The sequence below is a fragment of the Sphingobacterium humi genome, from assembly GCF_009768885.1.
Classification (GTDB): Bacteria; Bacteroidota; Bacteroidia; order Sphingobacteriales; family Sphingobacteriaceae; genus Sphingobacterium; species Sphingobacterium humi.
The window spans coordinates 130849-155541 of the sequence record NZ_WSQA01000005.1; the positions used below are offsets into that span (position 1 = coordinate 130849).

A 24693-nucleotide genomic window follows, 5' to 3' on the forward strand; every position below is an offset into this window, starting at 1 on the left:
GTTTATGTCGTATTATGCGTAAGATTTTCGATCGAGGGAGGCGTCAATCACGTAATTGTGAGCGACAAACTTTTTCGTGCCTTTTTGTTTATCGAAGATAAAGTCGACCCGACCCAGGTTCACGCCTGAGCGTCCGGTTTGATTTACCAAGGTGATTTGATTATCGAGGTTCATTACTTCCGTAGGTTTATCTAAGAAAGTATGCGTATGGCCACCGATGATTAAGTCGATGTACCTGGAGTTTTTAGCAAGCAAGAGGTCTGAAACCTTCTCTGTGTCATAAGCGTAGCCAATATGAGAAAGGCAGCAGATTAAGTCGCATTTCAATTCTTTCTTAAGGAAAGGCGTGAGGCGATTGGCTGTTTCTATAGGGTCGGAGATCGTCATCCCTTCATAGCTTTTCGGATCAACTAGCCCATTGAGGTCTACACCTACACCGAATACCCCAATTTTGACACCCTGCTTCTGGAAAACAACATAATCTTTGGTTTTGCCTTCCAGCACCGTGCCTTTAAAATTATAATTCGAAGTGATAAACGGGAAGTTTGCCTTATCAAAATGTTTCAATAGACCTGTTAAGCCATTGTCGAACTCATGGTTGCCGAAAGTGCCGGCATCATAACCTAGCTTCGACATCAGTTCTAACTCAACGCGTCCATCGAAGACATTGAAATAGGGCGTGCCCTGGAACATATCTCCCGCGTCAAAAAGAAGGACGTTGCGTTCTTCGGCTCTAATCTTATTGATTAAGGTACTTCGGCGGGCGACACCGCCTAAACCTTGAAAACGAGAACCATCCATCGGAAAAGGCTCAATACGACTATGTACATCGTTTGTGTGCAGAATGCTCAGCTTTACCTGACTTGCTTTTCCAAAACCATCCATGGGTAAAGTGCTTAAGCCGGCCGTGGCACCTAGTGCCATCAACTGCTTGAGGAATCCTCTTCTATTCACTGATTTTAACTCTTCCATCTAATGCTGATTCAACTTTTTTACCTGCTTTTGTTAAAGATTCTACATAGCTGATGAGGGCTTCGCGCACGCGCTCCGGGCTGGTGAAGGCGTGTACGGGGTTGCTGAGGCCTTCAACAAGGTCGCCACCATTAGCGACAAAATCGTAGGTCGCTAATTTGTAAGTCTTATTGGGATCGATCGCTTTGCCGTCGATTTTAAAATCAACCAGCTTCTTGTCTTTGATGATGATGCTGCTATTCCCGATCGGTTGGCCGTTTGTTTTCGCAATAAAGTGTGCCAAGGTCATCACATCGGAGCCTTTTAGCTCCAGGATGCAGATGTAATTCTCAAAAGGCATCAACTCGAAAATAGTGCGAACCGTTACATCGCCTTGCTTTATGCTGCTGCGGATACCGTCTTTTGTGGCCATGGAGAAAGAAACCTCCGGGTCAATCTGGCGGCCAATCTGCAATAGCGCATCCACGAAGAAGTTGCTGAGCAGGGTTTCTGGGAGATTCCGATTATGAATCATAGGTGCTGCAGCAGTACCTATTACCCTGTTCATTTCTTGGTCGAGCTTTACTTTAAAGGGTTCGATGTAATTTTTGATGCTGCTATCTTCAGCGATTGTGCTGTCGATGGCAATCATTTGTTTGTTATTGACTGCTGCTTGGTAATACGAGGATTTACACGAAGCAGTCAGTAGCAGGCTGGAAAACAACAGAAGGTTAACCACCCTTAGCTTAAATACTCCCATAGCGTGAAATTAATACGCAAAGGTATTAAGATTGGCGTAGAATAAGAATTTATGCAGATTTAAAATCGCGGAAATGATAAAATATTAATCTTCTAGTGACGGGAATTTAATGGAGGAACGAGGAAAGGCTTAGAAATCAATTGTTTTCTCCCATTTTAAGCTTGTCTTCAAAGTAGCGTTCAATAAAATACCTGGAAAGCCCTAATACCGGACCGTTTTCACCGAGCTGTGAGACATGAAGTTCGCAGTTCTTGGAAATCTTACCCATGCTGTAGGTCTGGATCTGTTGCTGAATAGGGTTGGTGATTAAGGATGCGGCATTCGCGAAGGTTCCGGCAAGGATAATGCATTCAGGGTTTAACACTTGCAGGAATTGCGCAATGGCCTTGCCTAGCTGAGAGCTGATATCCGATATTAATTCGATGGCGTATTGATCTCCGTCTGCGGCAGCACGTAGGATGTCGGTAGGGCGGAGGTCTTGGTCTTCAAACATATTCGTAATCAAGGTCGGGATGCCATTGGCAATGTCGGCTTTCGCGCGTTTCACCAGGGCAGTTCCGGAGGCTACCGTTTCCAGGCAACCACGTTTTCCGCAATAGCAGAGTTCGCCATCTTCCACAAAGCTGATATGTCCCATTTCTCCGGCGAAGCCATTTTTGCCGAGGAAAAGTTTTCCATTGGCGATAATACCTAAAGAAACTCCCCAATCCATTAAGATCACCAGACCATCGGCTCTGTTTCGCATGAGCCCGAAGTTCATTTCGGCGACCGATGCAATATTGATGTCGTTAGAGATTAAGATTGTTTTTCCGAATGCTTCCTCCAGGTGCTGTTGCAGGTTGAAGTTAGGTTCGTAAAAGAAGGTGTAGTTTTCCCCGTTGTCCTTATTAATAAGACCGGGCATCGAGATGGATAATCCGGATATTTGATTCCAGTCAATTTTCTCATCGCTTACATATTTTTTTACCAGATCAATAAAGGCAGGGAGGTTGCTTAAGTCACGACTTAAGCTCAAGGGATAGCGTTTTCCTTTTCCTAAGAAATTACAATTATTATCGATATAGTTTATTTTAAGGCCAAAGCGGTCCATTTCTATACATAATACACGAAAAAGTTCATCGCGCAATTCGTATAAGTTAGGTTTTCTTCCGCCGATCGATTCTCCACGTTCATGTTGAGTGATTAGGTTTTGGTCTAATAACTCAATGAGTAAGCTGTTTAAGGTGGGGAAGCTGAGGTCAAGGCTTGTCATTAATTCATTTACAGAAGCCTTGCCTTTTTCGTAAACAGCTTGTAACACCTTAAATTTCTTTTTTGCTGTTCGCGCTAGTTTTAGATTTTTATTCGTTGGATTAATAAATAGTTTTTCAACTGAATTCATTGTATTTTTTGCTAAATATAGGATGGGTATTTATAGTATACGCCCTCACGTTGCTTAATATAGGTTGTAATATTAATGATTTAAATTATAAAAATAGTTATATAATAATATTTTAATCATTATCAGGTGAGTAGTTTTTGATTCAAATATAAGTAAAAATTAAACGAGTTTAAGTCTTATAAATTTAAAAATAACATATTTGTTTCTTAATATGAAAATATTAAGCATAAAGCCAGTTCTGTTTTCTTGCTTAGATTTGATTTCATTCTTTAACTTTGTTAATAATTGTGTCAATAATACGGATTAAATATTAATTCCTACGGATAAAAATGAATATTTGAGCAATGAAATTAATCTCAGTTTAATATTTTTAAAATATTGACAGGGTTTATTGTTTTCAACGCGGGAAGAGTTACGTTGAATGGGAATTGTAATATTATCAGGATAATCGGATATAAAAGTCTTTTTTAGAATGCTAAATGCAAAAAAGCCCGGGAACACCGGGCTTTATGGTAGCTTTTATAGCCTAATTATTTTTTGTCAATTTTGTATAATTTTCCTGCGTCTGTAACGGCGTATAGGGCGCCATCCTTACTTTGGATAATATCGCGGAAGCGTTGGCCTTCGGAAAGTAATAATCTTTCTTCACCTACCACCTTATTGTTTTCAATGACCAATCTGGCGATATGGGTGCTGCTTAAACCGGCAATAAATAGGTTGTTTTTCCATTCCGGTACATTGCTGCCGGTGTAGAAAGTCATACCGCTAGGCGATAATACCGGATCCCAATAGTAAACAGGTTGTTCCAATCCTTCTTTTTGTTGTAGTGGAGGATTTCCTACCGGCCCACCTTTGTATTCAATACCGTAAGTAATGGTTGGCCATCCGTAATTCGTTCCGGCTTTAATGAGGTTGATCTCATCACCACCACGTGGGCCGAATTCTGAATCCCATAAATCACCGGTTTCCGGATGGAAGGCCAAGCCTTGCACATTACGGTGACCGTAGCTATAGATTTCAGGTTTTGCATCGCCTTTTCCTTCAAACGGATTTCCAGCAACCGGTTTTCCATCTTTCGTTATGCGAAGGATTTTTCCTAATGCAGAATTGAGCTGCTGTGCTTGCGGGCGGGTTTCCAAATCGGAGCGCTCACCGGTTGATACAAATAGATTTCCAGCCTTATCGAATAAGATGCGTCCACCGAAGTGCAGATTTCCAGCATAGGACGGAAGCGCTTGATAGATCACTGTAGATCCTTCTAAGGATTTCTCATCTGCAGAAAGGGTCGCTTTGGCTACGGCTGTATGGTTTTTGCCATCAGCTGTAGGTTCTGAAAACGTATAATATACCGTTCTGTTTGAGGCGAAATCAGGGTCGATGGTAATGCCTAGTAAACCACCTTGACCATCTGTTGCTGGTTTTAGGGCACCGTTAATAGGCTCGCCGAGCTTTCCTGCAGCCAGGTCCATTAAACGTAATGTACCGTTCTTCTCCGTGATCAGGAGTTTGCCGTTCGGCAATTCCACGATTCCCCAAGGCTGTTTAAGGCCTTCGGCAATCACTTTGCCCTCAAAGGGGGTGTTTGTTTTTACGCCTGCAATGCGGGTTTGCCCCTCGAAAGCAGGTTTGTAGTCTGTATTGGCTTTATTCTTTTCTACGGGAGGCAGCTTGGTCGTGTCTTGTGTAGTGCTATCCTGCGGGTTATTTGCCGCAGAGTTTGCTCCATTACAAGCCATGAAGCTCGTCGTGACAGCGCAGAAAAGAATTTTTGAAAGATGTTTATTCATGTGTAATGTGTTTATATGGGTTTAGTTGAATTCAGGTCTCTTCGGGAAATTGGCCACATGCGCATATTTAGGGCCCATGCTAATGATGGCTTCCTTCCAAAGGTCTTCTCCGTCGGTAATAAAGGCCAAGTCGATATTAAAAGAGTTGTGTACCGCCCAAGAGTTAAGCTTTATTTCTTCGTTCAGCTGTCCCGGCGACCAGCCTGAATAGCCTAAGAATAATTTTACCTCTTCGGATCCTATTTCCTCCTCCTTTAGCAATTCTTTCAGTTTTTCAAAGTCGCCACCCCAATACAGGTCGTCTTGAATATGATTGCCACTTAATAGCTTGTCATAGGCTTTATGCACAAAGAACAGCGCGTCTCCCTCTACGGGGCCGCCGAAATACAAAGGGATATCCACATTTTCCATGCCATCGAGTACATCAGAGAGGTACAGCACAGAGCGGTGGTTCAATATTAAGCCGACGGTTCCACTTTCTTCTTCGTGTTCACAAAGCAAGACAACCGAGCGCTCAAAATTCTGATCCAGCATAAAGGGTTCTGAGAGTATTAAGCTTCCGCGTTTTGGTATGAATTCGTTGAACATAAGTATGAACCTGTTAGTCTATCAAATTTATATAATATTGTTGTAAATCGTATAAAAAGGTCAATTATTTTCTGTAATGAAGCCTTAAAAGCTAGAGAATTGGTTAAGTTTGTATGAAATAATTTGTCACTATGTCTATTCAACACACCGCCATAGCGGCCATTCGGCAAGACTATGCGCTAAGCAGTTTAAGCGAGCTGGACGTTTTGGGAAATCCCCTAAATCAGTTTGAGAAATGGTTTAATGAAGCTATCCGTAGCGAAGTTGTGGAAGTGAATGCGATGGTCCTTTCGACTGTCTCCAGCGACCTGCAACCTTCCTCGCGGATTGTGTTGTTGAAAGACCTGAGTGCTGCAGGTTTTAGTTTCTTCACGAATTACGATAGCCGTAAGGGTGCCGAGATGTTGGAAAATCCGAAGGTCAGCTGCTTGTTCTTCTGGCCTGAATTACAACGTCAGGTTCGCATCGAAGGGGAGGTGTCGCGCCTTCCGGAGGCCGATTCGGATGAGTATTTCGCTTCTCGTCCGCGCGGTTCGCAGATAGGGGCGGTGGCATCGGCGCAGAGCCAGGTGTTGCCCGATCGGCGTACCTTGGAGGAGCGTGTTGAAGCCTTAACTGCCGCCTTTGGCGATGGGCCCATTCCACGTCCTCAACATTGGGGAGGCTATTTGCTGAGTCCACATCGTATGGAGTTTTGGCAAGGCCGCAGCAGTCGTTTGCACGACCGCATTGTGTATTTAAAAAATCAGGAAGACTGGACCATTAAACGAATTTCCCCTTAAGCAATGATAGAAAAAATCTATTCCAGCCTGGAAAAACACATCCATCCCGATGCGGTACAGTCCCTGGAAACCAGCGGGCTGCAACCGGCCATCTACCTAAACCCGCAGTATCTGAAACAAGTATGTTATTTCCTTCGGGATACCGAGGGTTATTATTTCGATTTCCTAGCCGATATTGCTGCGGTTGATTATTATCCCGAGCCTTATTTCGAGCTGGTGTATCACCTCACGTCCATTCCCTATCAACAGCAGTTGGTTTTAAAAGTGAAACTGGAGAACAATCGTTCCTCGGAAGAGCTGCCGACGGCGCCTTCGGTTTCCGAGGTTTGGCGAACAGCTGATTGGCATGAACGAGAGGCTTTTGATTTAATGGGGATTTATTTTGAAGGGCATCCTGATCTACGTCGCATTTTAATGCCCGACGATTGGCAAGGCTATCCCTTACGGAAAGATTATCAGGATCCGGAAACCTATCATGGTATTTCAGTAAAGTAACATGGGCAACGAAAAGTATCAAGCCGGTCTCGCGCAATACCGGGAAAAAATAGCCGCTGTTTCCGCGCAGGAAATGGTCATCAATATGGGGCCACAGCACCCCTCCACGCATGGTGTATTGCGTTTAGAGCTGATCACCGACGGGGAAATTGTTAAAGAAATTATTCCGCATTTGGGCTATCTGCATCGCTGTTTTGATAAGCATGCCGAATCCATAAATTATACCAAGAGCATTCCCTTTACCGATCGCCTCGACTACCTGGCATCGATGAACAATAGCCATGCCTTTGTGATGGGCGTCGAGCGGATGCTGGGTTTGGATCAAAAGATCCCCAAGCGGGTTGAATATATTCGGGTGTTGGTCTGCGAATTGAATCGCATCGCCTCCCACCTTATTGCCATCGGTACCTATGGTATCGATATTGGCGCTTTTACGCCTTTTATGTGGTGCTTCCGCGATCGGGAACATATCATGAATATGCTGGAATGGGCTTCCGGCTCTAGGATGTTGTATAATTACATCTGGATTGGTGGCTTGTTCTACGATGTGCCCGTGCAGTTTGAGGAACGCTGTAAAGAGTTTATCCATTATTTCAAACCCAAGTTGGTAGAGCTGGATGAGCTCCTTTCCAATAATCAGATCTTTATTTCCCGTACCGCCAATATTGGTGTATTGCCTGCCGATGTCGCTATTAATTACGGTTGTTCCGGACCTATGCTTCGCGCATCCGGTATTAAATGGGATTTGCGCCGCGTCGATGGCTACTCGGTATACCCCGAGCTGGATTTCGATATCCCGGTTGGAAAAGGGGAGATGGGAAGCCTTGGCGACTGCTGGGATCGCTATCAAGTGCGCGTCGAAGAAGTGAAGCAATCAGTGAAAATTATCGAGCAATGCTTAGATCGTTTGCTAAGTGATTATAAGCGGACGGTTGATTTTGATCCGCGCGCTTTAGTGCCGAAAAAGGTCAATTTAAAAGCACAGGATTATTATGTGCGTGCTGAAAATCCAAAAGGCGAGCTCGGGTTTTATTTTGTGACTGCCGATAAAACAGATGTTCCGAAACGGGTAAAGGCCAGAGGGCCAAGCTTTAATAACTTGTCGGTATTGCCGGAGTTAGGCAAAGGGGTATTGATTGCAGATTTGATAGCCATCCTGGGTTCCATCGATATTGTGCTTGGTGAGGTCGATAGGTAAATAAAACACGCAAAAAAACGCAAAAAAGATTAGGACTTATTAGTTTTATTCCTATCTTTGCTGTCTCATAATTTAAGTTTATAATTGGTTAATAGTTAGGGTTGCAATTGCCAGATTGCAACCCTTTCTCTTTTTATGCGTGTTTATGACGGATGTTGATTGTCCCTTTCCCTTACTTTGCTAGCTTCCTTTTTCTGATATGATTATTTTATAAGCTAATTATCTCCTTTTTTTATTCCCTATATGAGCCCACTTGAAAGGGGCTTGATACGGGTGTGAAAGGGGAGTGAAAGGGGTGAGAAAGGGGGATGTGAGATAGGAGGTATGAGCATGTCGTGACGTCATCGTTTTTGTCGCCGTTTTGTCATCGTTTTGATATCGTTTTGTCATGGTGAGCGGAGTCGAACCACGAACGACTGGTACGTCAGTGCAATCATTAATATTAATACCTCTGCTTTTCAGTTTAAAAAAGTATGATTAATAAACGTGCTAAATGTTGTTGATCATATTGATGCACTAATCGTTCGCTTCCGGTACCAATGACATGTTTGTGGAAAGCGCTGTAAATAAGGTTGTTATATATTTTGGTTTGTATTGACGTACCAATCGTTCGACTCCGCTACCAATGACATGTTTTTGTAACGGGCTGTTAATAAGATTGTTAGGTATTGCTGATTGTATTGACGTACCAGTCGTTCGACTCCGCTCACGATGACAGCACCATGATAAAACGGTGACAAAACCGTGGTAAACTGATGATAAACTGATGACAAAAGGGTCCCAGCTAACGACGACAGCACGATGATCGCATTAAAAAATGCCTTGGCATTTTACATCCAAGGCATTTCATTTTAATATTTTTCTTTAACCCCTTTTACTGTTTTTTGAATTTGGCATACGCATCCAAAATATAAGCGGTTAAATCTTCTTTGCGGGCCTGTTTAACAAACTCATAGCTAGGTCTGTATTTATCTTTAAATAAGGCCAGTTGATCATTTGGGAGTTTTATTAAGGACAAAATCAGCTCATTGGTAAATACGCGATCAACCATGCGTTGTTCTTGTTCCAGTTCCAACACGCGGATGCTGTTGCGGGCAATCTTGGCTTCTTTGCCAAATAGGCGCGAAGGAGAGATGCGTAAGCCACCTCTGGTTTTACTGGTTTCTACCGCCTGACTATTGTTTTTCGCTTTGGCGATTTCCATGTTTAAGCGGCTGTCGGTCATTCTGCTTACGGTTACTTCATCGATACGGATGATGCTCTTATCGCGAATCAGGTAGATTCGTGACACGCCATCCTGGTATACGAAAGCGGTATCTCGCTCGTAGCCTTTGGCGTGCAGCACCAGGTAATCATTTTTCTGGCCGGGAATGGTAAAACTACCATCGGCATTACTACGTACAGATTTCTTGTTTTGCAGGTTCTCAATTAATACATCAGACAGGCGTTGGCTGCTTTGCAGATCGAAAACCAGGCCTTTTATTTCCTGGGCGGAACCATACATCCAGCTGCCTAACAACAACAGGGTACAGATGAGGATATGTTTGCTATTTTTCATTGCTATTTTGATTTCCAGACGTTATTTTCCGGATTGCTATCGGGATATACCTGATCTGGGTCTATTTTTACGGTACTTAGTTTCTCTGTGCTATTTAACAAAAAGCGCCAGCTTTGGTTTCTTTCCCAGATTTCTGCAGGCAATTTATGTCTTATTTTCTTTCCTGAAACAGTGGTTGCTTCAACTACAACAGGCATGGCCATTTTTTGCAGGTTGCTAATGCTGATGATGGCTCCTTTTGTAGGATCCAAATCCGGATAATGTACATCGAAAATCGCCTGATCCAATTGCCAGTTATTTAAAAACCAGCCGCGCCAAAACCAAGCTAAGTTTTCGCCGGTTTCATTCTCCATCGTGCGGAAGAAATCATCCGGTTGTGGGTGTTTATAGGCCCAGTATTCAATGTACTTCTTGAAGGCAGCATCAAATCGCTCGGCACCTAATACTTCATCGCGTAACATATGAAGCGCATAAGCAGGCTTGTAATAGGCCAATACACCAATATTTCTTTCCTTCATGCCTTGAGGGCTACTCATAATGGGTTCCAATTTAGGGTCCATGAGCACCGGAGTCATGGCGTTCTTGCTGCCCATCGAGCGGTTGTATTCGCCCTTGTTAAAGGCTTCGGTAGATAGGTCGTTAATGAAGGTATTAAAGCCTTCATCCATCCAGGCATGGAGTCTTTCGTTGGATCCGACGATCATAGGGAACCAAATATGGCCAAACTCATGGTCTGTTACGCCCCATAGGTTAGCGGCTTTGGCGCGGTGGCCACAGAACACAATGCCGGGGTATTCCATACCGCCTACATTGGAGGCCACATTAACGGCAACCGGGTAGGGGTATTCCATCCATTTTTTGGAATAATATTCAATGGATGCTTTGGTATATTCGGTCGACCTCTCCCAGGCATTACCACCGTTACTTTCTTTGGGGTAAGCCGATAGGGCCAAAGCTTTTTTCCCGCTAGGCAGGTTTATCTTTGCGCCATCGAGAATGAAGGCTTTGGAAGATGCCCAAGCGACGTCGCGGGCGTTCTCCAAGCGATACTTCCAGGTTATGGTATTCTTTTGGGGGCGTGAGTTTGCTTGGGTCACCTCGCCCTCCGAACGAATAAGAACCGTATTATCGCTATTCATAGCCTTATTATAGCGTTCTAACTGATCTTTTGTCCACACCTCCTGCGGGTTCAATAGCTCGCCACCCATCACCACGATGTGGTTGGCCGGCGCGGTAATTTCCACATTGAAATCGCCGTATTCCATGTAGAATTCCCCTGGTCCGGTGTAGGGAAGGCTGTTCCAGCCCATGATATCGTCATAAACAGCCAGCTTAGGATACCATTGCGCAATGGCATAGATATTTCCGTTTTGGGTTTTCAGCACTCCGGTACGATCGGCACCGTATTCAGGAACCGTATAAGCGAAATCCATGCTGAATTCGGTTTTTCCCCCATTGGCAGCAAGAGGAGTAGGCAGATCGATACGCATCCGCGTATCATTTACCTGGTGTTTTAAGGCTTTGCCCCCTTTATCGACCACTTGGCTCAGCGTATAGCCTCCATTAAAGGCGGTTGCGGCCGAACCGTAGCGACTATTGGTTAAAGGCACGGTGGCCTGGCCGATGGAAGCCTGGTTGAATAAATTTTGCTCGACCTGCAGCCAGATAAAATCAAGCTGATCCGGACTGTTATTGGTGTATTGGATTTTTACCGTTCCTTTTACTTGGTTGGTCTGGTCGTCTAAGCTTACTTTAATGTCGTAGCTGGCGGCGTTCTGCCAATATTGATGCCCCGGTTTGCCGGAAGCAGATCGGTAGGGATTGCCGAAATGGGTGTAGAACTGAGGGTTAAAAGCCTCTTTATAATCGTATACACTTTCTTTGCTTTGCGCATAAGTTTCGCTGATGCCTTGGAAACTTAAACACAGTCCCGCTAAGGCAATAGCCATCATTGAAGTTTTCTTCATATTAGAGTTTATTTTGGTATTCCTGTTCATCAAATCCGACGATAATTCCTTTCGGCGATTCGATAAGCGGGCGTTTAATCATGCTGTTGTTAGCCAGTAAAACGGTATTTGCCGATTTGGCATCGGTAACTTGTGCCTGTTCTTCCGGACTTAATTTACGCCAGGTTGTTCCTTTTTTGTTCAGTAGTTGCTCCCAGGAAACTTCCTTTTCCCATTCTTCTAATTTCGCGAGTTGGGCAGGTTCTTTTTTATAATCGTGGAAGACATATTCCTTCTTATTTTCGTTTAACCAATCCAATGCTTTTTTTACACTGTTGCAATTCTTGATGCCATATACTTGTAACATAGGTTTTCCTGTTTTTTGGATAAAGATATTAAATCCTGCCTAATGCCTTTGTAAAATACTGTTAATTTTAGGTCATTTGGCGCTAATCATGGGCATAGCCGCTTTTTTTTTAGAAGCAAACTTCCCGAGGACAGAGGCATGCTGTTGATTTTAACGGCATTTCTCCGGCTGAATTTTAGTTAGTGTAATTTTTACACTATATTTTTTCGATTGATAATTATTCGCTATCTTTAGAGCCTATAAACAAATACTTAGAACAGATAAACTATGAGCCTAAAAGATTTCAAAGGTGTTTTAACAGGAGATCAAGTACAAGAGTTATTTGAGATCGCTAAAAGAGAGAAGTTTGCTTTACCAGCGGTAAACATTATTGGCACAAACTCGATCAATGCTGTGATGGAAACGGCAAAAGCAGTTAATTCACCTGTCATTATTCAGTTATCGAATGGCGGAGCACAGTTTTATGCAGGGAAGTCCTTAAATAATGATGGCTTGCAAGCTTGCATTTTAGGCGCTGTGTCAGCTGCTCAACACGTACATTTATTAGCAGAGCACTACGGTGTTGCTGTTATTTTACATACAGACCACGCTGCCAAGAAATTGTTGCCATGGATTGATGGTTTATTGGATGCTGGCGAGAAGTTTTTTGCGCAACATGGTAAGCCTTTGTTCTCCTCGCATATGCTTGACTTATCTGAAGAGCCTATTGAAGAGAATATTGAGATTTCTAAGAAATATTTAGAGCGCATGAAACCACTAGGTATGACTGTAGAAATTGAACTAGGTGTAACTGGTGGAGAAGAAGATGGCGTAGATAATTCCGATGTAGATAGCTCTAAATTATATACCCAGCCGGAAGAAGTGGCTTATGCTTTTGAAGAACTATCTAAAGTTTCTGATAAGTTTACCGTTGCTGCAGCCTTTGGTAATGTGCATGGTGTTTATAAACCAGGGAACGTGAAGTTGCAACCGGTAATTTTGCATAACTCGCAAGAGTATATCCGTGAGAAATTCAACTTGAAAGAAGAGAAACCTGTAAACTTTGTATTCCATGGTGGTTCAGGCTCTTCGCCAGAAGAAATTACCGAAGCAATTTCTTACGGTGCTATTAAAATGAACATCGATACAGATATGCAATGGGCATTCTGGGATGGCGTGCGTGCATACGAAGCGAAGAACCACGACTACTTGCAAGCACAGATCGGTAACCCAGAAGGTGCTGATTCGCCAAATAAAAAATACTACGACCCACGTGTTTGGTTAAGAAAAGGAGAGGAAGCTTTCGTTACGCGTTTAAAACAAGCGTTCGAAGAGCTGAATGCCATTGATATCAACAACAAACTCTAAGCAAAGCGTTTGTCATATAATATGGAAAGGCGAGGATCATCCTCGCCTTTCTCATTTTGGTGTCAAATGAATCCTATCAAGAATATTCTTGTCGATAATCACATTTTTATTGCTAAATAATTCCTAATATTACTTCAAAGGGAAGGAGCTATGTATAAAGATCGTTTTATAAATTATCTGCAATTTGAGAAACGCTATTCGGAGCATACCCTCTTGGCCTATGAGAAAGAGATTCAGCAATTGCTGGATTTTATGGAAAAGGAAGGATGTGCTTTTTCCGACGCTGACTATCGGTTTTTACGGTATTATTTTTCGAGCTTAAAGGAATCGGGTTTGGAAGCCAGTACGGTTAATCGGGCCATCTCCTCGATTAAATCCTACTATAAGTTTCTGCAACGCGAAGGCTTGCACAGCGCCAATCCGATGGGTTTGATTAAAGCCTTAAAGATGCCCAAGAAACTGCCGACGGTGGTGGAAAAGGACAAATTGGTGAACCTGTTGGAAACCTTGGAGAAACAGGAGCAGAGCTTTATGGATTTACGCGATTTTATTGTGTTGGAGCTTCTTTTTGGAACCGGTATCCGTTTGGCGGAATTATTAAAAATTAAGGACATTGATGTTGACTTTTATAATAAAAAAATACTTATATTCGGAAAAAGGAGCAAAGAACGTTTCGTTCCTATTCACGCCAATTTAGCTGCCGAGTTGAAAAGGTATATGTTAGAAAAAAAACAACAGGGTTTTCAAAACATAATACCCGAATTAATCGTTAGCAAAGTAGGGAAGCCTGCCTATCCCAAACTAATCTATAAGATTGTAACCCGGTATCTAGGGCTGATTACTTCGCAACAAAAAAGAAGTCCTCACGTACTTAGACATACCTTCGCTACAGCTTTATTAGACAATGGGGCAGATTTGAATGCGATAAAAGAATTATTAGGTCACGCTGGGTTGTCCGCAACGCAAGTATATACGCATAACTCAGCAGAACGTTTGAAATCAATTTATAAACAAGCCCATCCAAAGGCTTAAAAAAGGAGGAAAAATGAACATTACAGTGCAATCTATTAAATTTAATGCAGACCAAAAGTTAATTGAGTTCATTAAGAAGAGAACCGAGAAGTTGAATCAGTTTTTGGACAACATTATCGAAGGTGTTTGCTACCTCAGGTTGGAAAATGTTGATGACGAAGCGAACAAGGTAGTCGAGTTGAAATTTAATGTTCCTGGAAATCAGATGTTTGCCAAAGGACAGGCAAAGAGCTTTGAAGAAGCAACAGATATTGCTATTGAGTCAATCAGGCGCCAGATTAATAAGCACAAAACAAAAACCCGAACTAATGTCAGTAACCACAAGGAAATTTTAAATCAAGAAGAAGAATTCTAAGAAAATAACAGATATAGAAGGAAAAGCTGCCCTCCCGGGGCAGCTTTTTTTATGTAAAGCGCTAAAGTTCTAATTTGTAGCGAAATAACTATAGCAACTGTGGCCTTAATTGCTTTATCTATAAGAAATTCTAGGTAACTTTAGGTTAAGGATAAACCTCCGTCTCATGTCGCTAGATAAACTCAAAATTCTGGAATCACTGATTAAAACAGTGGATGGTAGAACCATCATGCAAAATTGTGACTTTTGTATGTGGTTGGATGAATTGGCTTCCCCCTTTGAGATTACCCATAAACTGGAAAAGATGCTTCATTTAGAAGGCTTAACCACCGCACCTTTCCAACCCAATGGGATGCTGATTCGTTATAAACAACAAACTGTCCATCTGCACAATATCGAAGAGAGCATCGATCTGGATCAATTTCTTTATTTTCTGAACGAGTTATTACATCCGGCTTATGAAATCCGCTTTTGGAATGGTTCCTTAGGCATGAATACCCTAGCCTTTATTCCCTTGGAGCGCGAATTATGGGATGCTTTGGAAGAAAATATGGGCATTTGTCCGGTGAATGGCGAGTTTTCACGCCTGAATAGGGGGGCGCATCTGTTTCAATTGGACGAGCTGACCAGCATTCAGCTGTTAGATAATTACACGAAATTTAAAGGAAATTTATAGCTTTTTTACAGTGGATTTATGACTTTTATTAAAAAATTAGCTTATAATTCCTCCTGAAAAACAGAGTTAAAACCTTTAAAATTAGCTTGTTGTAATATTGTTGGAATGGCGAGTTACTTTCTTCAACTTATTTATTTGGAATCAATCTTATTATTATTTAGATTTGTTCCAGATTAAAAGAAGGTACATGATTTGTCCATTAGCAAACGTTGAGGAAGTTTTTCAAACCGATTATGCATCGGTTTTTCAATGTAGTCGTAGAAATTGTTATTGGTTAGAGTTCCAGGGGAACACGACATCTTTTACTGTTCGTGATTTCTTAGCATTTAAAAAGAAGATTGATGACGTAGACGTGGAACGGATGTTGGTGAATGCGGCGCGTACCTTTGATTATGAAATTATTATGCCTTTTCGTACCGAGCGTTGTTTTATCCTATCGGTAGAAGAAGTTCTTCAACTTCGGGAGGTTTTAGCCGGTGCTAAATTTATGATTGAGCTGAACAGCGAAATCAAGAAGTGCCTGCAAATTGGAGCCGTTATGGCTTATTAGTCTTAGCTGTAATTATACTAGTTCTAAATTAACTAGCTTTTAAGTGGTTAATTTAGACTGAATTTGTATAGCAGAAAATTAACATTATTTTCTTATTAACACCGTATCTTTGTGTTATAGCAAAAGGGTAGTCAATCTATCTTTTCGCTTCACACTTAAATATATATTGTTATGAAAGATCTATTGAAATTAAAAACATCTATCTCTGAAGAGATTGAAAACATATTAAATGAACAAGTAAAAATCGAAGGACATGCATCCGCTTTATACCTAGCGATGTCAGCATGGTGTGATGATCAAGGTTTAGATAATGCAGCTTCATTCTTCGCGAAACAATCTGACGAAGAGCGTACGCACATGTTGAAAATCTTCAACTACATTTCTAACCGTGGTGGTCGTTCAATTTCTCCGGAAATCACCAATGTTCCTGTAGATTTTGATTCCTTCCGTGGCGTATTCGAGCAAACTTTAGAACAAGAAATGTTTGTGACGGAGCAGTTTAACAAAATTGCTGAGAAATGTTTTAAAGTGAAAGATTTCGTAACGTTCAACTTTATCCAATGGTTCTTGGCCGAGCAAGTAGAAGAAGAATACGTAGCTCGTCGTATCCTAGAATTATTTGATGTTATTGGAGAAGAAGGTACTGGACGCTGGGAAATCGATCGTCATTTGGTAAAAGTGACCTTTGACGGCGAATAAGTTTAGTAAGAATTAAAAAAAAGGGGCTAAAATATAATTTTTAGCCCCTTTTTTTATACAAAAATTTTAAGTTCCTACGTTTTAATGTTAAATTTCATTTGTTGAGAATTAATAAGTTTAAATCACGTTTTTAGGATCTTAATCTTGCGGTACCTGAATTACTTTTTGACCCTGGTGTTTTTATGCCTTACGTCCTTGCTGCGGCTCTCCGCACAGGAACAGCTGCGAAGCATAGAAGGCTTAGTGGTCGATTCGGTGGGCATGGGGCTTAAAGGGGTTTCGGTGCGCTTAAGCAGTGCCAAGGATACCTTGGTGGTAACCACCAATAATGATGGATTCTACAAGATCAACAAAATTAAAGGCGAATCGTTCAGCATTACCTACAGCATGCTGGGCTACCAAATTGTGAAGAAAGGCTTTCCCAGCAATACCTTTATTCGCCAAATCATCGCGCCTAAGATCACCTTATTTCCACAAGCAAACGTGATTCCCGAAGTGCGGGTAATGAAATATATTCCCATGCAGCACAAAGGGGATACCATTCAATTCAATATGCGAGCATTTTCCTTTCCGCCCCGATCTTTGTTGGAGGAAGCCCTGAAAAGTTTGCCGGGATTCCAGGTACTGCGTGATGGTACCACCTTTTATAATGGGCAAATGATTAGTAGTGTCCAAGTTGATGGCCGTAAATTCTTCGGTGGTGATTTATTGACCGCCACGCGAAACCTACCATCGGAATTTGTGAAGCAAATTGAAGTGATTAATTATTACGGGGATGTTTCAGAGGAAAAAGGAATTAAGAATAATGATCCCGAGAAGATCATTAATATCATTTTGGAGGATAATAAGAAGAAAATAACCTTTGGCCAGGGCACGCTAGGTGGCGGAACGCGAGAACGGTATTTGGGAAGCGTGGGGATCAATAAGTTTAACGATGGACAGGAACTATCGGTCGTGGGTTCTTTAAACAATACCAATACCAGTTTATTTGCGTTTGGCTCTCCGAATGGCGCTGGAGGACGTAGTACCGCCTTGGGGGAGTTTGGTGATTATGCCGACCAATCGGATGGCTTGAATAAACTGGGTTCCTTAGGCATCAGTTTCTCCGACAACTGGGGGAAGAATGTGCAAATATCAGGAGGGTATAACTTCCAGAATAAACAAAATATTACGGAAGGTAATTCCTTACTGACTTCTTCCTATTCCAGTTATAAAATCCATAAGACGGAGGAGTTTATGACCATTAGCGATGATAACTTCCATAAGCTTTATTTTGAAATCAATAGTAAGTTTAAGAATAACGATGTCTTGAAGATTTCGCCGACGGTAACCTACAATAGAAATGGGAATTCAAACAATAAATACAGTATCCTAAGGAACTATAAGGTACGGGAGAGCGGACGTTATCGTGATAGTTCCGTGAATACCAATCCTACGGCCGATGTGCTGATGTTTTATTCGAAGTATTTCCAGAAGCCCGGGCGTAAATTAGTAGGTGAATTCCGGGTGAATTTCCAAACCCTAGATAAGGATGAACGGGTTACGGAGAACTACGTTATCGTGGACTCCTCCACGATTAACCCTTCGATCAGTCGGTTTGAACAAGAGCAAATCGTAGATGCTCGGAACGAATTAAATACGATTAAATCTTCTGTGTCCTATGTAGAGCCTTTCTTTAAACACAGCTTATTGGAAGTGTCTTATGATGTGGATATCACGGATATTGAAGCCAAGCGGGTGGTGCGCAAGCGTCCCTTTGAATTTATTGATTCCCTGGGGGTTGATTATGCCTACCAGTATAAAAGCTTTAAAACAGGTTTAAATTATCAGTATGAACCCAACAACAGGTTTCGGGTAAATTTAGGCTTTGCTGTGCAGCCCTTAAGTCTGGAAGGAAAGGTGAAAGGGGATACCCTAAACTACAGCTATAATAATGTGAATTTAATCCCGACAACGAATGTGCGCTATAAGGTCAACGATGAGTTGGACCTGCAGTTGAGTTATATGGGAAAGAATAATCAGCCTAATTTCTTGCACATTTCTCCGGTTCGGGACAACTCGAATTCGCGGAATATTATCGTCGGAAATCCATCCTTAAAGGCGGAGTTTTACAATAAGGTTTCGACCAGTCTTCGGAAGTTTGTGACCAGCAGGGCGCAGTATTTCGAGACCAGCTTGGCCTATACGTTTATAAACAATAAGATTGTAAGTTCAAAGAAATCCTTATCGAATGAAACGACGGTGCAGGAAACATCCTATGAAAATACGAATGGCTACTACGATGTGCGCTGGAACTATTTGTTCAATACACCGGTATTTAGCGATGCTTTCCAATTGGATTTATCGGGCGATGTGGAATATTATAATAATCTGTCCTTTGTGAACGGTTCGAGAAACACCACCAAGCAATTGCTGTTCAACCAGAACCTTCAATTTCGCTATAATTGGAACGAGTATTTTGAATCGGTTTTCAATTCGAATTATTTCTTAAATCAGGCCACTTATCAATTGCCATATAAAAATCAATTATCGGCACATTCCTTCTTGTTGAGCCTGGGAGGTAAAGGCTATTTAGGAAGCAATTTTGTGATGGGTGCAGAGATGTCGCAGAAGTTTTATAAAGGTTATGTGAGCGAATTAAGTGATATTAACCCAAGTATTATCAATGCTTATTTAGAGTATACTTTCTTAAAAAACAACCTGGCATTGATTCGTTTACAATGTTTTGACCTGTTGGATCAAAACAAAAACGTAGGGGTTATGACCGAATATGTTGGGAATGATGTTTTTGAAACGCGTAATAACCGTTTAGGCAGGTACTTGATGCTGACCCTGAATGTGCGCTTACAGTCTTATCCGAAGAAAAAATAATGAAAGCTATCGTAATTACAGAACCGGGTGGCCCGGAGGTGTTGAAACTGCAAGAGCGGGCCTTGCCCCAAGTTGGACAGAATGAGGTGTTGATTGAGGTAAAAGCAGCAGGGATCAATCGGCCTGATATTTTTCAACGGAAGGGGAATTATCCGGCACCAGCCGATGCAGTAGCCGATATACCGGGATTGGAAGTTGCGGGTATCATTCGCGAATTAGGAAGTGAGGTGACGCAATGGAAGCTGGGCGATGAGGTGATGGCCTTAGTTTCTGGCGGTGGTTATGCGGAATATGTGAATGCAGCAGCTGCCCTGTGTTTGCCGAAGCCAACGACATTGAGTTTTGCACAGGCTGCTAGCTTGCCGGAAACCTTATTTACGGTATGGCATAATGTTTTTCAACGTGGGCAATTAAAGGCTGGGGAGAATTTCTTGGTTCATGGTGGCGCCGGAGGAATCGGCATTACGGCCATCCAATTGGGGAAATTGTTCGGCGCAAAGGTATATACCACGGTAGGTTCTGCAGCGAAAGGGGCCAAGCTATTGGAATTAGGGGCTACGGCCATTGTCAATTATAAAGAGGAAGATTTTGAAGAAGCACTAAAACCAATCGGGATGGATGTTGTTTTAGATGCAATTGGAGGTGATTATTTCGAGAAGAATATACAGATTCTAAATCCAGATGGCCGCCTGGTTTATATTAATGCGGTGGCTGGGGCTAAGGTAGGTTTAAACCTGATGAAACTGATGCAAAAGCGGATTCAGATTACGGGATCGACTTTGCGTGCACGCGATTTAGCGTTTAAAGCAGCTTTAACCGCATCTATTTTTCAGGAGGTATGGCCTTTATTAGCCGATGGTTCCTTTATACCCCAGGTAAGTAAAACCTTTCCTTTGCATGAGGCTGCTGCCGCACATCAGCAAATGGAAGAACCTGAACATTTCGGAAAAATAATATTGATTACAGATAGCTAAATACTTTTAGCAGGCGTGAATCCTCGAAATATTACTATCTTTAGTGCTGAATAACCAACGAAAACACATGATAATAAAATTTCTCGGTACGGTTTGCCTCCTTGCGGCAACCGTATTTAGCGCCTTCGCACAGAAAATTGGGAAAGTCGATCGACCGATTGATCTGGTGAGTACCTTAGTCGGCACGCAATCCACTTATTTTTTATCCAGCGGTAATACCTATCCGGCCATTGCCATGCCTTGGGGCATGAACTTTTGGTCGCCCCAAACGGGTAAAATGGGCGACGGCTGGATGTATACTTATACGGCAGAGAAAATTAGAGGAATTAAACAGACCCATCAACCATCCCCATGGATGAATGATTACGGCCAGTTTTCTATTATGGCCATGGTGGATAATAAGACCTTCGATCAGGATAAGCGAGCGAGTTATTTTTCGCATAAAGCCGAACAGGCAAAACCGCATTATTATTCGGTGTATTTAGCCGATTATGATACCAAAGTGGAGGTGACACCGACAGAACGGGCTTCCTATTTTCGGTTTACTTTTCCTAAAACAGATGCTGCCTATGTATTGTTAGATGCTTTTGATAAAGGATCTATGGTAGAGGTTATTCCACAGCAGCAAAAGATTGTAGGCTATAGCACCAAAAACAGTGGGGGAGTGCCAGATAACTTTAAGAATTATTTCGTCTTGCAGTTCGACCGCCCTTTGGCCGCCATTGCTACTTTCGCTGATTCTTCCTTAAAGGATGGTCGTTATCTGGTGAAAGCGGATCATGTGGGTGCCTTAGTGGGTTTTAAAACGGCGAAGGCCGGAGAACAAGTGTTGGTTAAGGTAGCTTCCTCCTTTATCAGTTCGGCACAAGCTGAGCTGAATCTGAATGAATTAGCGGGGGTAAGTTTCGATGCGCAAGTGAAAAAAGGAGAAGAACGTTGGAATCAGGAATTATCCAGAATTCAAATTGAAGGCGGAACAATCGATCAGATGCGTATTTTTTATTCCTGCCTTTACCGCTCTTTGCTGTTTCCGCGTATGTTTTATGAGATCGATGCACAAGGACAGGTGCAACATTATTCGCCTTATAATGGGGAAGTACGTCCGGGATATATGTTTACCGATACAGGATTTTGGGATACCTTCCGCAGCCTATTTCCGTTTTTGAACCTGATGTACCCGGATGTGAATGAAAAGATCCAGGAAGGCCTTGCAAATGCCTATCGTGAAGGTGGATGGTTGCCTGAATGGGCAAGCCCGGGCTATAGAAATATTATGGTGGGCAATAACTCGGCATCTATTGTGGCAGATGCCTGGGTAAAAGGCGTACATTCCAAAGATATTGAAACCTTATATGAAGCCCTTAAAAAGGGAGCTAATCAGGAAGGGCCGATGACCGCTGTAGGCCGTGCGGGGGCTTCTTATTATAATGAATTGGGCTATGTGCCTTACGATGTTAAGATTCATGAAAATGTGGCCCGTTCGCTGGAATATGCTTACGACGATTTCACCATCTATCAATTGGCGAAGGCCTTAAATAAACCGCAGGCCGATCAGGACTTCTATAAGCAACGTTCGTTCAATTATCAGAAGTTGTTTGATCCGGCAAGTGGCCTGATGCGTGGAAAGTTGAAAAATGGAAATTGGGCGCATCCCTTTAATCCGTACAAATGGGGCGATGCCTTTACCGAAGGCAACAGCTGGCATTATAGCTGGTCGGTTTTTCAGGATGTGGAAGGCTTGGCTAAATTGATGGGAGGCCATCAAGCCATGGAAATAAAGTTAGATTCTATTTTTCATCTTCCACCTGTTTTCGACGATTCTTATTATGGTTTTCCAATTCATGAGATCCGGGAAATGCAGATCGCTAATATGGGACAATATGCCCATGGGAATCAGCCTATTCAGCACATGATTTACCTGTATAACCATGTAGGAGCACCCTGGAAGGCACAATACTGGCTTCGCGAAACAATGAACCGGATGTATTCGCCAAATCCGGACGGCTATTGTGGGGATGAAGATAACGGACAGACCTCGGCTTGGTATGTATTTTCAGCTATGGGATTCTATCCTGTTACTCCAGCGACGGATGAATATGTGCTAGGATCGCCCATCTTTGATAAGGTGACGATCCATTTGGCCAATGGCAAAAAGATACTGCTGGAAACAAACGATAATTCAGATGAAAACCGCTATATCCAACGCTTACGCATCAATGGGAAGAATTACAGTAAAAACTATATAAAGCATAGCGAATTGATGAAAGGTGCGCATTTACGTTTTGATATGGGATCAAGCCCGAATAAGCAGCGCGGAACCTTAAAAAGTGACCTGCCTTATTCTTTAAGCTTAGCCGAAGAGAAATAGGGGTAAAACCTGTTTAAAAATACACCCGCGCGAGTGGGTGTATTTTTTTTATTAGCAATCTGTTGCGTTTTTAATTAGAAAAAAAATATTGTAATATTGAATGACAATAGCGATTCATATCTTCTACAGAAATTGATTAACAATTCTACGAAAAACACCTATCATGCAGGCGAATGAGCAAAGCATATGGCTTCAGCAATTAAAGCTTGGGAATACCGAAGCTTTATCGGCTATCTATCGCTTTTATGCTGATCAGGTTTATGCCGTTGCTTATTCCTTTTTAAAAGATGAAGGCTGGAGCCAGGATGTGGTGCAAGATGTGTTTTGGAAATTCTGGGAAACACGCGAACGCGTAGATCCGCAGGCAAATCTTTGGAACCTTTTGTTTGTGATGAGCAAACACCGCTCCTTAAACAAACTTCGGGAAATAAAGAATGCAAAGGCTAGTTTCGATCGCTTATTGCTCAATTGTAAAAATAAACAGGCCGCACAACAGGAATTTGTTTATGAAAAAGAACTTATCGGATGTATTGAACGTGCGAAAAAGAGCTTTACCACCCAACAGCTCTTGGTGTTTGAGCTTTGTAAAATCAATGGGTTAACCTATGCTGAGGCTGGTGAAAAACTTAATATCGCTCCGAATACGGTAAAGAATCACATGGTTCAATCTTTAAAAATATTAAGAAAACACCTGAAGAATGCAGGATACTTATCCTTTTTCCTCCTTATTCTAAAATAATTTAATTTTTATCTAGTCCTATCCCCAGGTTGCTGTGTTCTTAAGCCAAAGACCAATACCTGAATTATGGAAAGGAACCACCTAAAAGACCAACTCAATAAGTATTTCCGGAATGAACTGGAGCTGGATGAGTTGAAAGCCTTTTTAACGGAAATCGACAACCTGTCGGATGCCGAGTTGGCCGAATGGTTAGATCAAGAGACTTTTGATAGCTTGGAACATGCTAAACTGGATAGCTTGGCCAAAGCTGCGATGGAAGAAAAGCTTTTAGCTAAAGCGCAAGCACAGGCAAGGCCAGTACCACAGCTTTCAGGAAAGCGTCGAATGTTGCCTTGGGCTGCACTGGCTGCGGCTGTACTCTTGTTTGCTCTGTTTTATGGACTTTACCAGAATAGGGTTAAGCAAACTGACCTAGTACAAGAGCATGCGTTGCTGAATGAGATCAACTTAAACGAAGCAGCTCCACTTATCAAGTTTAAAGACGGTAATATTTTGGAATTGGATAGCAACCAAAGCTATCAACAAGCGCAAATGCAATTCGATGTTGACTCAGCGGGCTTGGTTTCTTATAAAGCCAGTAAACAGGCCGAGCAGCAGGTATTGACCTTCTCTTCGCCCAAAGGTAAAGTATCGAGTATTCAACTTTCCGATGGGACGCTGGTTTGGCTAAATAGTGCCAGTACCATTTCCTTTCGTCCTAATTTTGATAGCAAACAAAGACAGGTTCACTTAACTGGTGAGGCTTACTTTGAGGTGGCTCCTAATAAAGATAGACCATTCTTGGTGCAAACTAAGCAATCGACAACTCAAGTTTTAGGAACGGGCTTTAATATCGCCAGCTATCCTAATGAACAACATACCGTAACCCTGATGCATGGTTCCATCCAGATGCATACCGATAAAGGGGATTTATTGCTAAAACCAAACCAACAAGCGTCCATAACTTCGGATGGAAAGATTGCGACCCGCAACGTCGATACCGATCAAGTATTGGCCTGGAAAGAAGGCGATTTTATTTTCCGAGATAACAGCATCCAGGAAATCATGAGCAGCTTACAGCAATGGTATGATATCGATGAGGTTGTTTTCGAAGGGAAATCCAGTGAGCTGTTTACCGGGTCGATTAAGCGAAGCAAGAGGCTATCCCAATTGCTGAAGCAATTGGAATTAATATCCAGCATGAAATTCCGCATTGCAGAAAGGAGGGTGTATGTCCAATTAAACTAAGCCTAAATACCATCAGATAACACAATTCTATTTTTGAATTTA

22 protein-coding genes are annotated in these 24693 nt (G+C 42.2%); 14 read left to right on the forward strand and 8 right to left on the reverse strand.

The window, feature by feature from the left end; genetic code table 11:
* Positions 1-12: 12 nt before the first annotated feature.
* The 5 genes from GQF63_RS08340 to GQF63_RS08360 all read right to left on the reverse strand — a co-directional run bounded on the left by GQF63_RS08340 (position 13) and on the right by GQF63_RS08360 (position 5467).
* Entirely contained in the window at positions 13-972 is a 960-nt protein-coding gene (locus GQF63_RS08340; protein ID WP_160368769.1) for a bifunctional metallophosphatase/5'-nucleotidase, read from the reverse strand.
* Positions 947-1711 carry a 5'-nucleotidase C-terminal domain-containing protein gene (locus GQF63_RS08345; RefSeq protein WP_160368770.1) on the reverse strand — a complete coding sequence of 255 codons (765 nt, stop codon included), beginning with the start codon at positions 1709-1711 and terminating at the stop codon, positions 947-949. The genes GQF63_RS08340 and GQF63_RS08345 overlap by 26 nt, the downstream gene beginning before the upstream one ends.
* Before the next feature lie 136 nt (positions 1712-1847).
* The gene (locus GQF63_RS08350) at positions 1848-3092 is read right to left on the reverse strand and encodes an ROK family protein (RefSeq protein ID WP_160368771.1); all 1245 of its coding nucleotides are present in this window, start codon (positions 3090-3092) and stop codon (positions 1848-1850) included.
* Between the two features lie 530 nt (positions 3093-3622).
* Positions 3623-4879, reverse strand: coding sequence for a PQQ-dependent sugar dehydrogenase (locus tag GQF63_RS08355; RefSeq protein ID WP_246163409.1), 1257 nt, complete (start codon positions 4877-4879; stop codon positions 3623-3625).
* 21 nt (positions 4880-4900) lie between these two features.
* Positions 4901-5467: a YqgE/AlgH family protein gene (locus GQF63_RS08360; RefSeq protein ID WP_160368772.1), complete on the reverse strand. Its 567-nt coding sequence runs from the start codon at positions 5465-5467 to the stop codon at positions 4901-4903.
* A 131-nt stretch (positions 5468-5598) separates the two neighbouring features.
* Here GQF63_RS08360 and pdxH point away from each other — a divergent pair, with 131 nt between their 5' ends.
* Genes pdxH through GQF63_RS08375 form a run of 3 tightly spaced genes read left to right on the forward strand, consistent with a single transcriptional unit; the run spans position 5599 to position 7942 of the window.
* The gene (gene pdxH, locus GQF63_RS08365; RefSeq protein ID WP_160368773.1) at positions 5599-6249 is read left to right on the forward strand and encodes a pyridoxamine 5'-phosphate oxidase; all 651 of its coding nucleotides are present in this window, start codon (positions 5599-5601) and stop codon (positions 6247-6249) included.
* A 3-nt stretch (positions 6250-6252) separates the two neighbouring features.
* A complete protein-coding gene (locus GQF63_RS08370; RefSeq protein ID WP_160368774.1) occupies positions 6253-6744 on the forward strand; it encodes an NADH-quinone oxidoreductase subunit C in 492 nt (163 codons plus the stop codon).
* Between the two features lies 1 nt (position 6745).
* Positions 6746-7942 (forward strand): NADH-quinone oxidoreductase subunit D, encoded by a 1197-nt coding sequence (locus GQF63_RS08375; protein ID WP_160368775.1) that lies wholly within the window; start codon positions 6746-6748, stop codon positions 7940-7942.
* An 874-nt stretch (positions 7943-8816) separates the two neighbouring features.
* On the opposite strand, the gene GQF63_RS08380 is transcribed toward GQF63_RS08375, so the two are convergent.
* The 3 genes from GQF63_RS08380 to GQF63_RS08390 are packed head-to-tail and all read right to left on the reverse strand — an operon-like array spanning position 8817 to position 11813.
* A complete protein-coding gene (locus tag GQF63_RS08380; RefSeq protein WP_160368776.1) occupies positions 8817-9500 on the reverse strand; it encodes a hypothetical protein in 684 nt (227 codons plus the stop codon).
* Positions 9501-9502: 2 nt separating this feature from the next.
* Positions 9503-11467 carry a M1 family metallopeptidase gene (locus tag GQF63_RS08385; RefSeq protein WP_160368777.1) on the reverse strand — a complete coding sequence of 655 codons (1965 nt, stop codon included), beginning with the start codon at positions 11465-11467 and terminating at the stop codon, positions 9503-9505.
* A 1-nt stretch (position 11468) separates the two neighbouring features.
* On the reverse strand, positions 11469-11813 hold the full coding sequence (locus tag GQF63_RS08390) for a Spx/MgsR family RNA polymerase-binding regulatory protein (protein WP_160368778.1): 345 nt from the start codon (positions 11811-11813) through the stop codon (positions 11469-11471).
* Between the two features lie 267 nt (positions 11814-12080).
* Here GQF63_RS08390 and fbaA point away from each other — a divergent pair, with 267 nt between their 5' ends.
* From fbaA to GQF63_RS08445, 11 genes are all read left to right on the forward strand, one after another.
* On the forward strand, positions 12081-13160 hold the full coding sequence (fbaA, locus tag GQF63_RS08395; protein WP_160368779.1) for a class II fructose-bisphosphate aldolase: 1080 nt from the start codon (positions 12081-12083) through the stop codon (positions 13158-13160).
* 150 nt (positions 13161-13310) lie between these two features.
* Positions 13311-14192, forward strand: coding sequence for a tyrosine-type recombinase/integrase (locus GQF63_RS08400; protein WP_160368780.1), 882 nt, complete (start codon positions 13311-13313; stop codon positions 14190-14192).
* 13 nt (positions 14193-14205) lie between these two features.
* Complete coding sequence (locus GQF63_RS08405) at positions 14206-14547, forward strand: HPF/RaiA family ribosome-associated protein (protein WP_160368781.1); 342 nt, start codon at positions 14206-14208, stop codon at positions 14545-14547.
* A gap of 166 nt (positions 14548-14713) precedes the next feature.
* Positions 14714-15223: a hypothetical protein gene (locus GQF63_RS08410; RefSeq protein WP_160368782.1), complete on the forward strand. Its 510-nt coding sequence runs from the start codon at positions 14714-14716 to the stop codon at positions 15221-15223.
* Positions 15224-15410: 187 nt separating this feature from the next.
* The gene (locus GQF63_RS08415) at positions 15411-15773 is read left to right on the forward strand and encodes a hypothetical protein (protein WP_160368783.1); all 363 of its coding nucleotides are present in this window, start codon (positions 15411-15413) and stop codon (positions 15771-15773) included.
* A 171-nt stretch (positions 15774-15944) separates the two neighbouring features.
* The gene (locus tag GQF63_RS08420) at positions 15945-16472 is read left to right on the forward strand and encodes a ferritin (RefSeq protein ID WP_160368784.1); all 528 of its coding nucleotides are present in this window, start codon (positions 15945-15947) and stop codon (positions 16470-16472) included.
* Between the two features lie 144 nt (positions 16473-16616).
* Positions 16617-19343 carry a TonB-dependent receptor gene (locus tag GQF63_RS08425; protein WP_246163412.1) on the forward strand — a complete coding sequence of 909 codons (2727 nt, stop codon included), beginning with the start codon at positions 16617-16619 and terminating at the stop codon, positions 19341-19343.
* On the forward strand, positions 19343-20317 hold the full coding sequence (locus tag GQF63_RS08430; RefSeq protein WP_160368785.1) for an NAD(P)H-quinone oxidoreductase: 975 nt from the start codon (positions 19343-19345) through the stop codon (positions 20315-20317). The genes GQF63_RS08425 and GQF63_RS08430 overlap by 1 nt, the downstream gene beginning before the upstream one ends.
* A gap of 67 nt (positions 20318-20384) precedes the next feature.
* Positions 20385-22685, forward strand: coding sequence for a GH92 family glycosyl hydrolase (locus tag GQF63_RS08435; RefSeq protein ID WP_160368786.1), 2301 nt, complete (start codon positions 20385-20387; stop codon positions 22683-22685).
* Positions 22686-22848: 163 nt separating this feature from the next.
* Entirely contained in the window at positions 22849-23424 is a 576-nt protein-coding gene (locus GQF63_RS08440; RefSeq protein WP_160368787.1) for a sigma-70 family RNA polymerase sigma factor, read from the forward strand.
* A 66-nt stretch (positions 23425-23490) separates the two neighbouring features.
* A complete protein-coding gene (locus tag GQF63_RS08445; RefSeq protein ID WP_160368788.1) occupies positions 23491-24651 on the forward strand; it encodes a FecR family protein in 1161 nt (386 codons plus the stop codon).
* Positions 24652-24693: the final 42 nt, after the last annotated feature.

Excerpts from the sequence above, each read along its gene's own strand:
- GQF63_RS08340 (WP_160368769.1), bottom strand. The coding sequence starts at position 972 with ATGGAAGAGTTAAAATCAGTGAATAGAAGAGGATTCCTCAAGCAGTTG.
- GQF63_RS08345 (WP_160368770.1), bottom strand. The coding sequence starts at position 1,711 with ATGGGAGTATTTAAGCTAAGGGTGGTTAACCTTCTGTTGTTTTCCAGC.
- GQF63_RS08350 (WP_160368771.1), bottom strand. The coding sequence starts at position 3,092 with ATGAATTCAGTTGAAAAACTATTTATTAATCCAACGAATAAAAATCTA.
- GQF63_RS08355 (WP_246163409.1), bottom strand. The coding sequence starts at position 4,879 with ATGAATAAACATCTTTCAAAAATTCTTTTCTGCGCTGTCACGACGAGC.
- GQF63_RS08360 (WP_160368772.1), bottom strand. The coding sequence starts at position 5,467 with ATGTTCAACGAATTCATACCAAAACGCGGAAGCTTAATACTCTCAGAA.
- pdxH (WP_160368773.1), top strand. The coding sequence starts at position 5,599 with ATGTCTATTCAACACACCGCCATAGCGGCCATTCGGCAAGACTATGCG.
- GQF63_RS08370 (WP_160368774.1), top strand. The coding sequence starts at position 6,253 with ATGATAGAAAAAATCTATTCCAGCCTGGAAAAACACATCCATCCCGAT.
- GQF63_RS08375 (WP_160368775.1), top strand. The coding sequence starts at position 6,746 with ATGGGCAACGAAAAGTATCAAGCCGGTCTCGCGCAATACCGGGAAAAA.
- GQF63_RS08380 (WP_160368776.1), bottom strand. The coding sequence starts at position 9,500 with ATGAAAAATAGCAAACATATCCTCATCTGTACCCTGTTGTTGTTAGGC.
- GQF63_RS08385 (WP_160368777.1), bottom strand. The coding sequence starts at position 11,467 with ATGAAGAAAACTTCAATGATGGCTATTGCCTTAGCGGGACTGTGTTTA.
- GQF63_RS08390 (WP_160368778.1), bottom strand. The coding sequence starts at position 11,813 with ATGTTACAAGTATATGGCATCAAGAATTGCAACAGTGTAAAAAAAGCA.
- fbaA (WP_160368779.1), top strand. The coding sequence starts at position 12,081 with ATGAGCCTAAAAGATTTCAAAGGTGTTTTAACAGGAGATCAAGTACAA.
- GQF63_RS08400 (WP_160368780.1), top strand. The coding sequence starts at position 13,311 with ATGTATAAAGATCGTTTTATAAATTATCTGCAATTTGAGAAACGCTAT.
- GQF63_RS08405 (WP_160368781.1), top strand. The coding sequence starts at position 14,206 with ATGAACATTACAGTGCAATCTATTAAATTTAATGCAGACCAAAAGTTA.
- GQF63_RS08410 (WP_160368782.1), top strand. The coding sequence starts at position 14,714 with ATGTCGCTAGATAAACTCAAAATTCTGGAATCACTGATTAAAACAGTG.
- GQF63_RS08415 (WP_160368783.1), top strand. The coding sequence starts at position 15,411 with ATGATTTGTCCATTAGCAAACGTTGAGGAAGTTTTTCAAACCGATTAT.
- GQF63_RS08420 (WP_160368784.1), top strand. The coding sequence starts at position 15,945 with ATGAAAGATCTATTGAAATTAAAAACATCTATCTCTGAAGAGATTGAA.
- GQF63_RS08430 (WP_160368785.1), top strand. The coding sequence starts at position 19,343 with ATGAAAGCTATCGTAATTACAGAACCGGGTGGCCCGGAGGTGTTGAAA.
- GQF63_RS08435 (WP_160368786.1), top strand. The coding sequence starts at position 20,385 with ATGATAATAAAATTTCTCGGTACGGTTTGCCTCCTTGCGGCAACCGTA.
- GQF63_RS08440 (WP_160368787.1), top strand. The coding sequence starts at position 22,849 with ATGCAGGCGAATGAGCAAAGCATATGGCTTCAGCAATTAAAGCTTGGG.
- GQF63_RS08445 (WP_160368788.1), top strand. The coding sequence starts at position 23,491 with ATGGAAAGGAACCACCTAAAAGACCAACTCAATAAGTATTTCCGGAAT.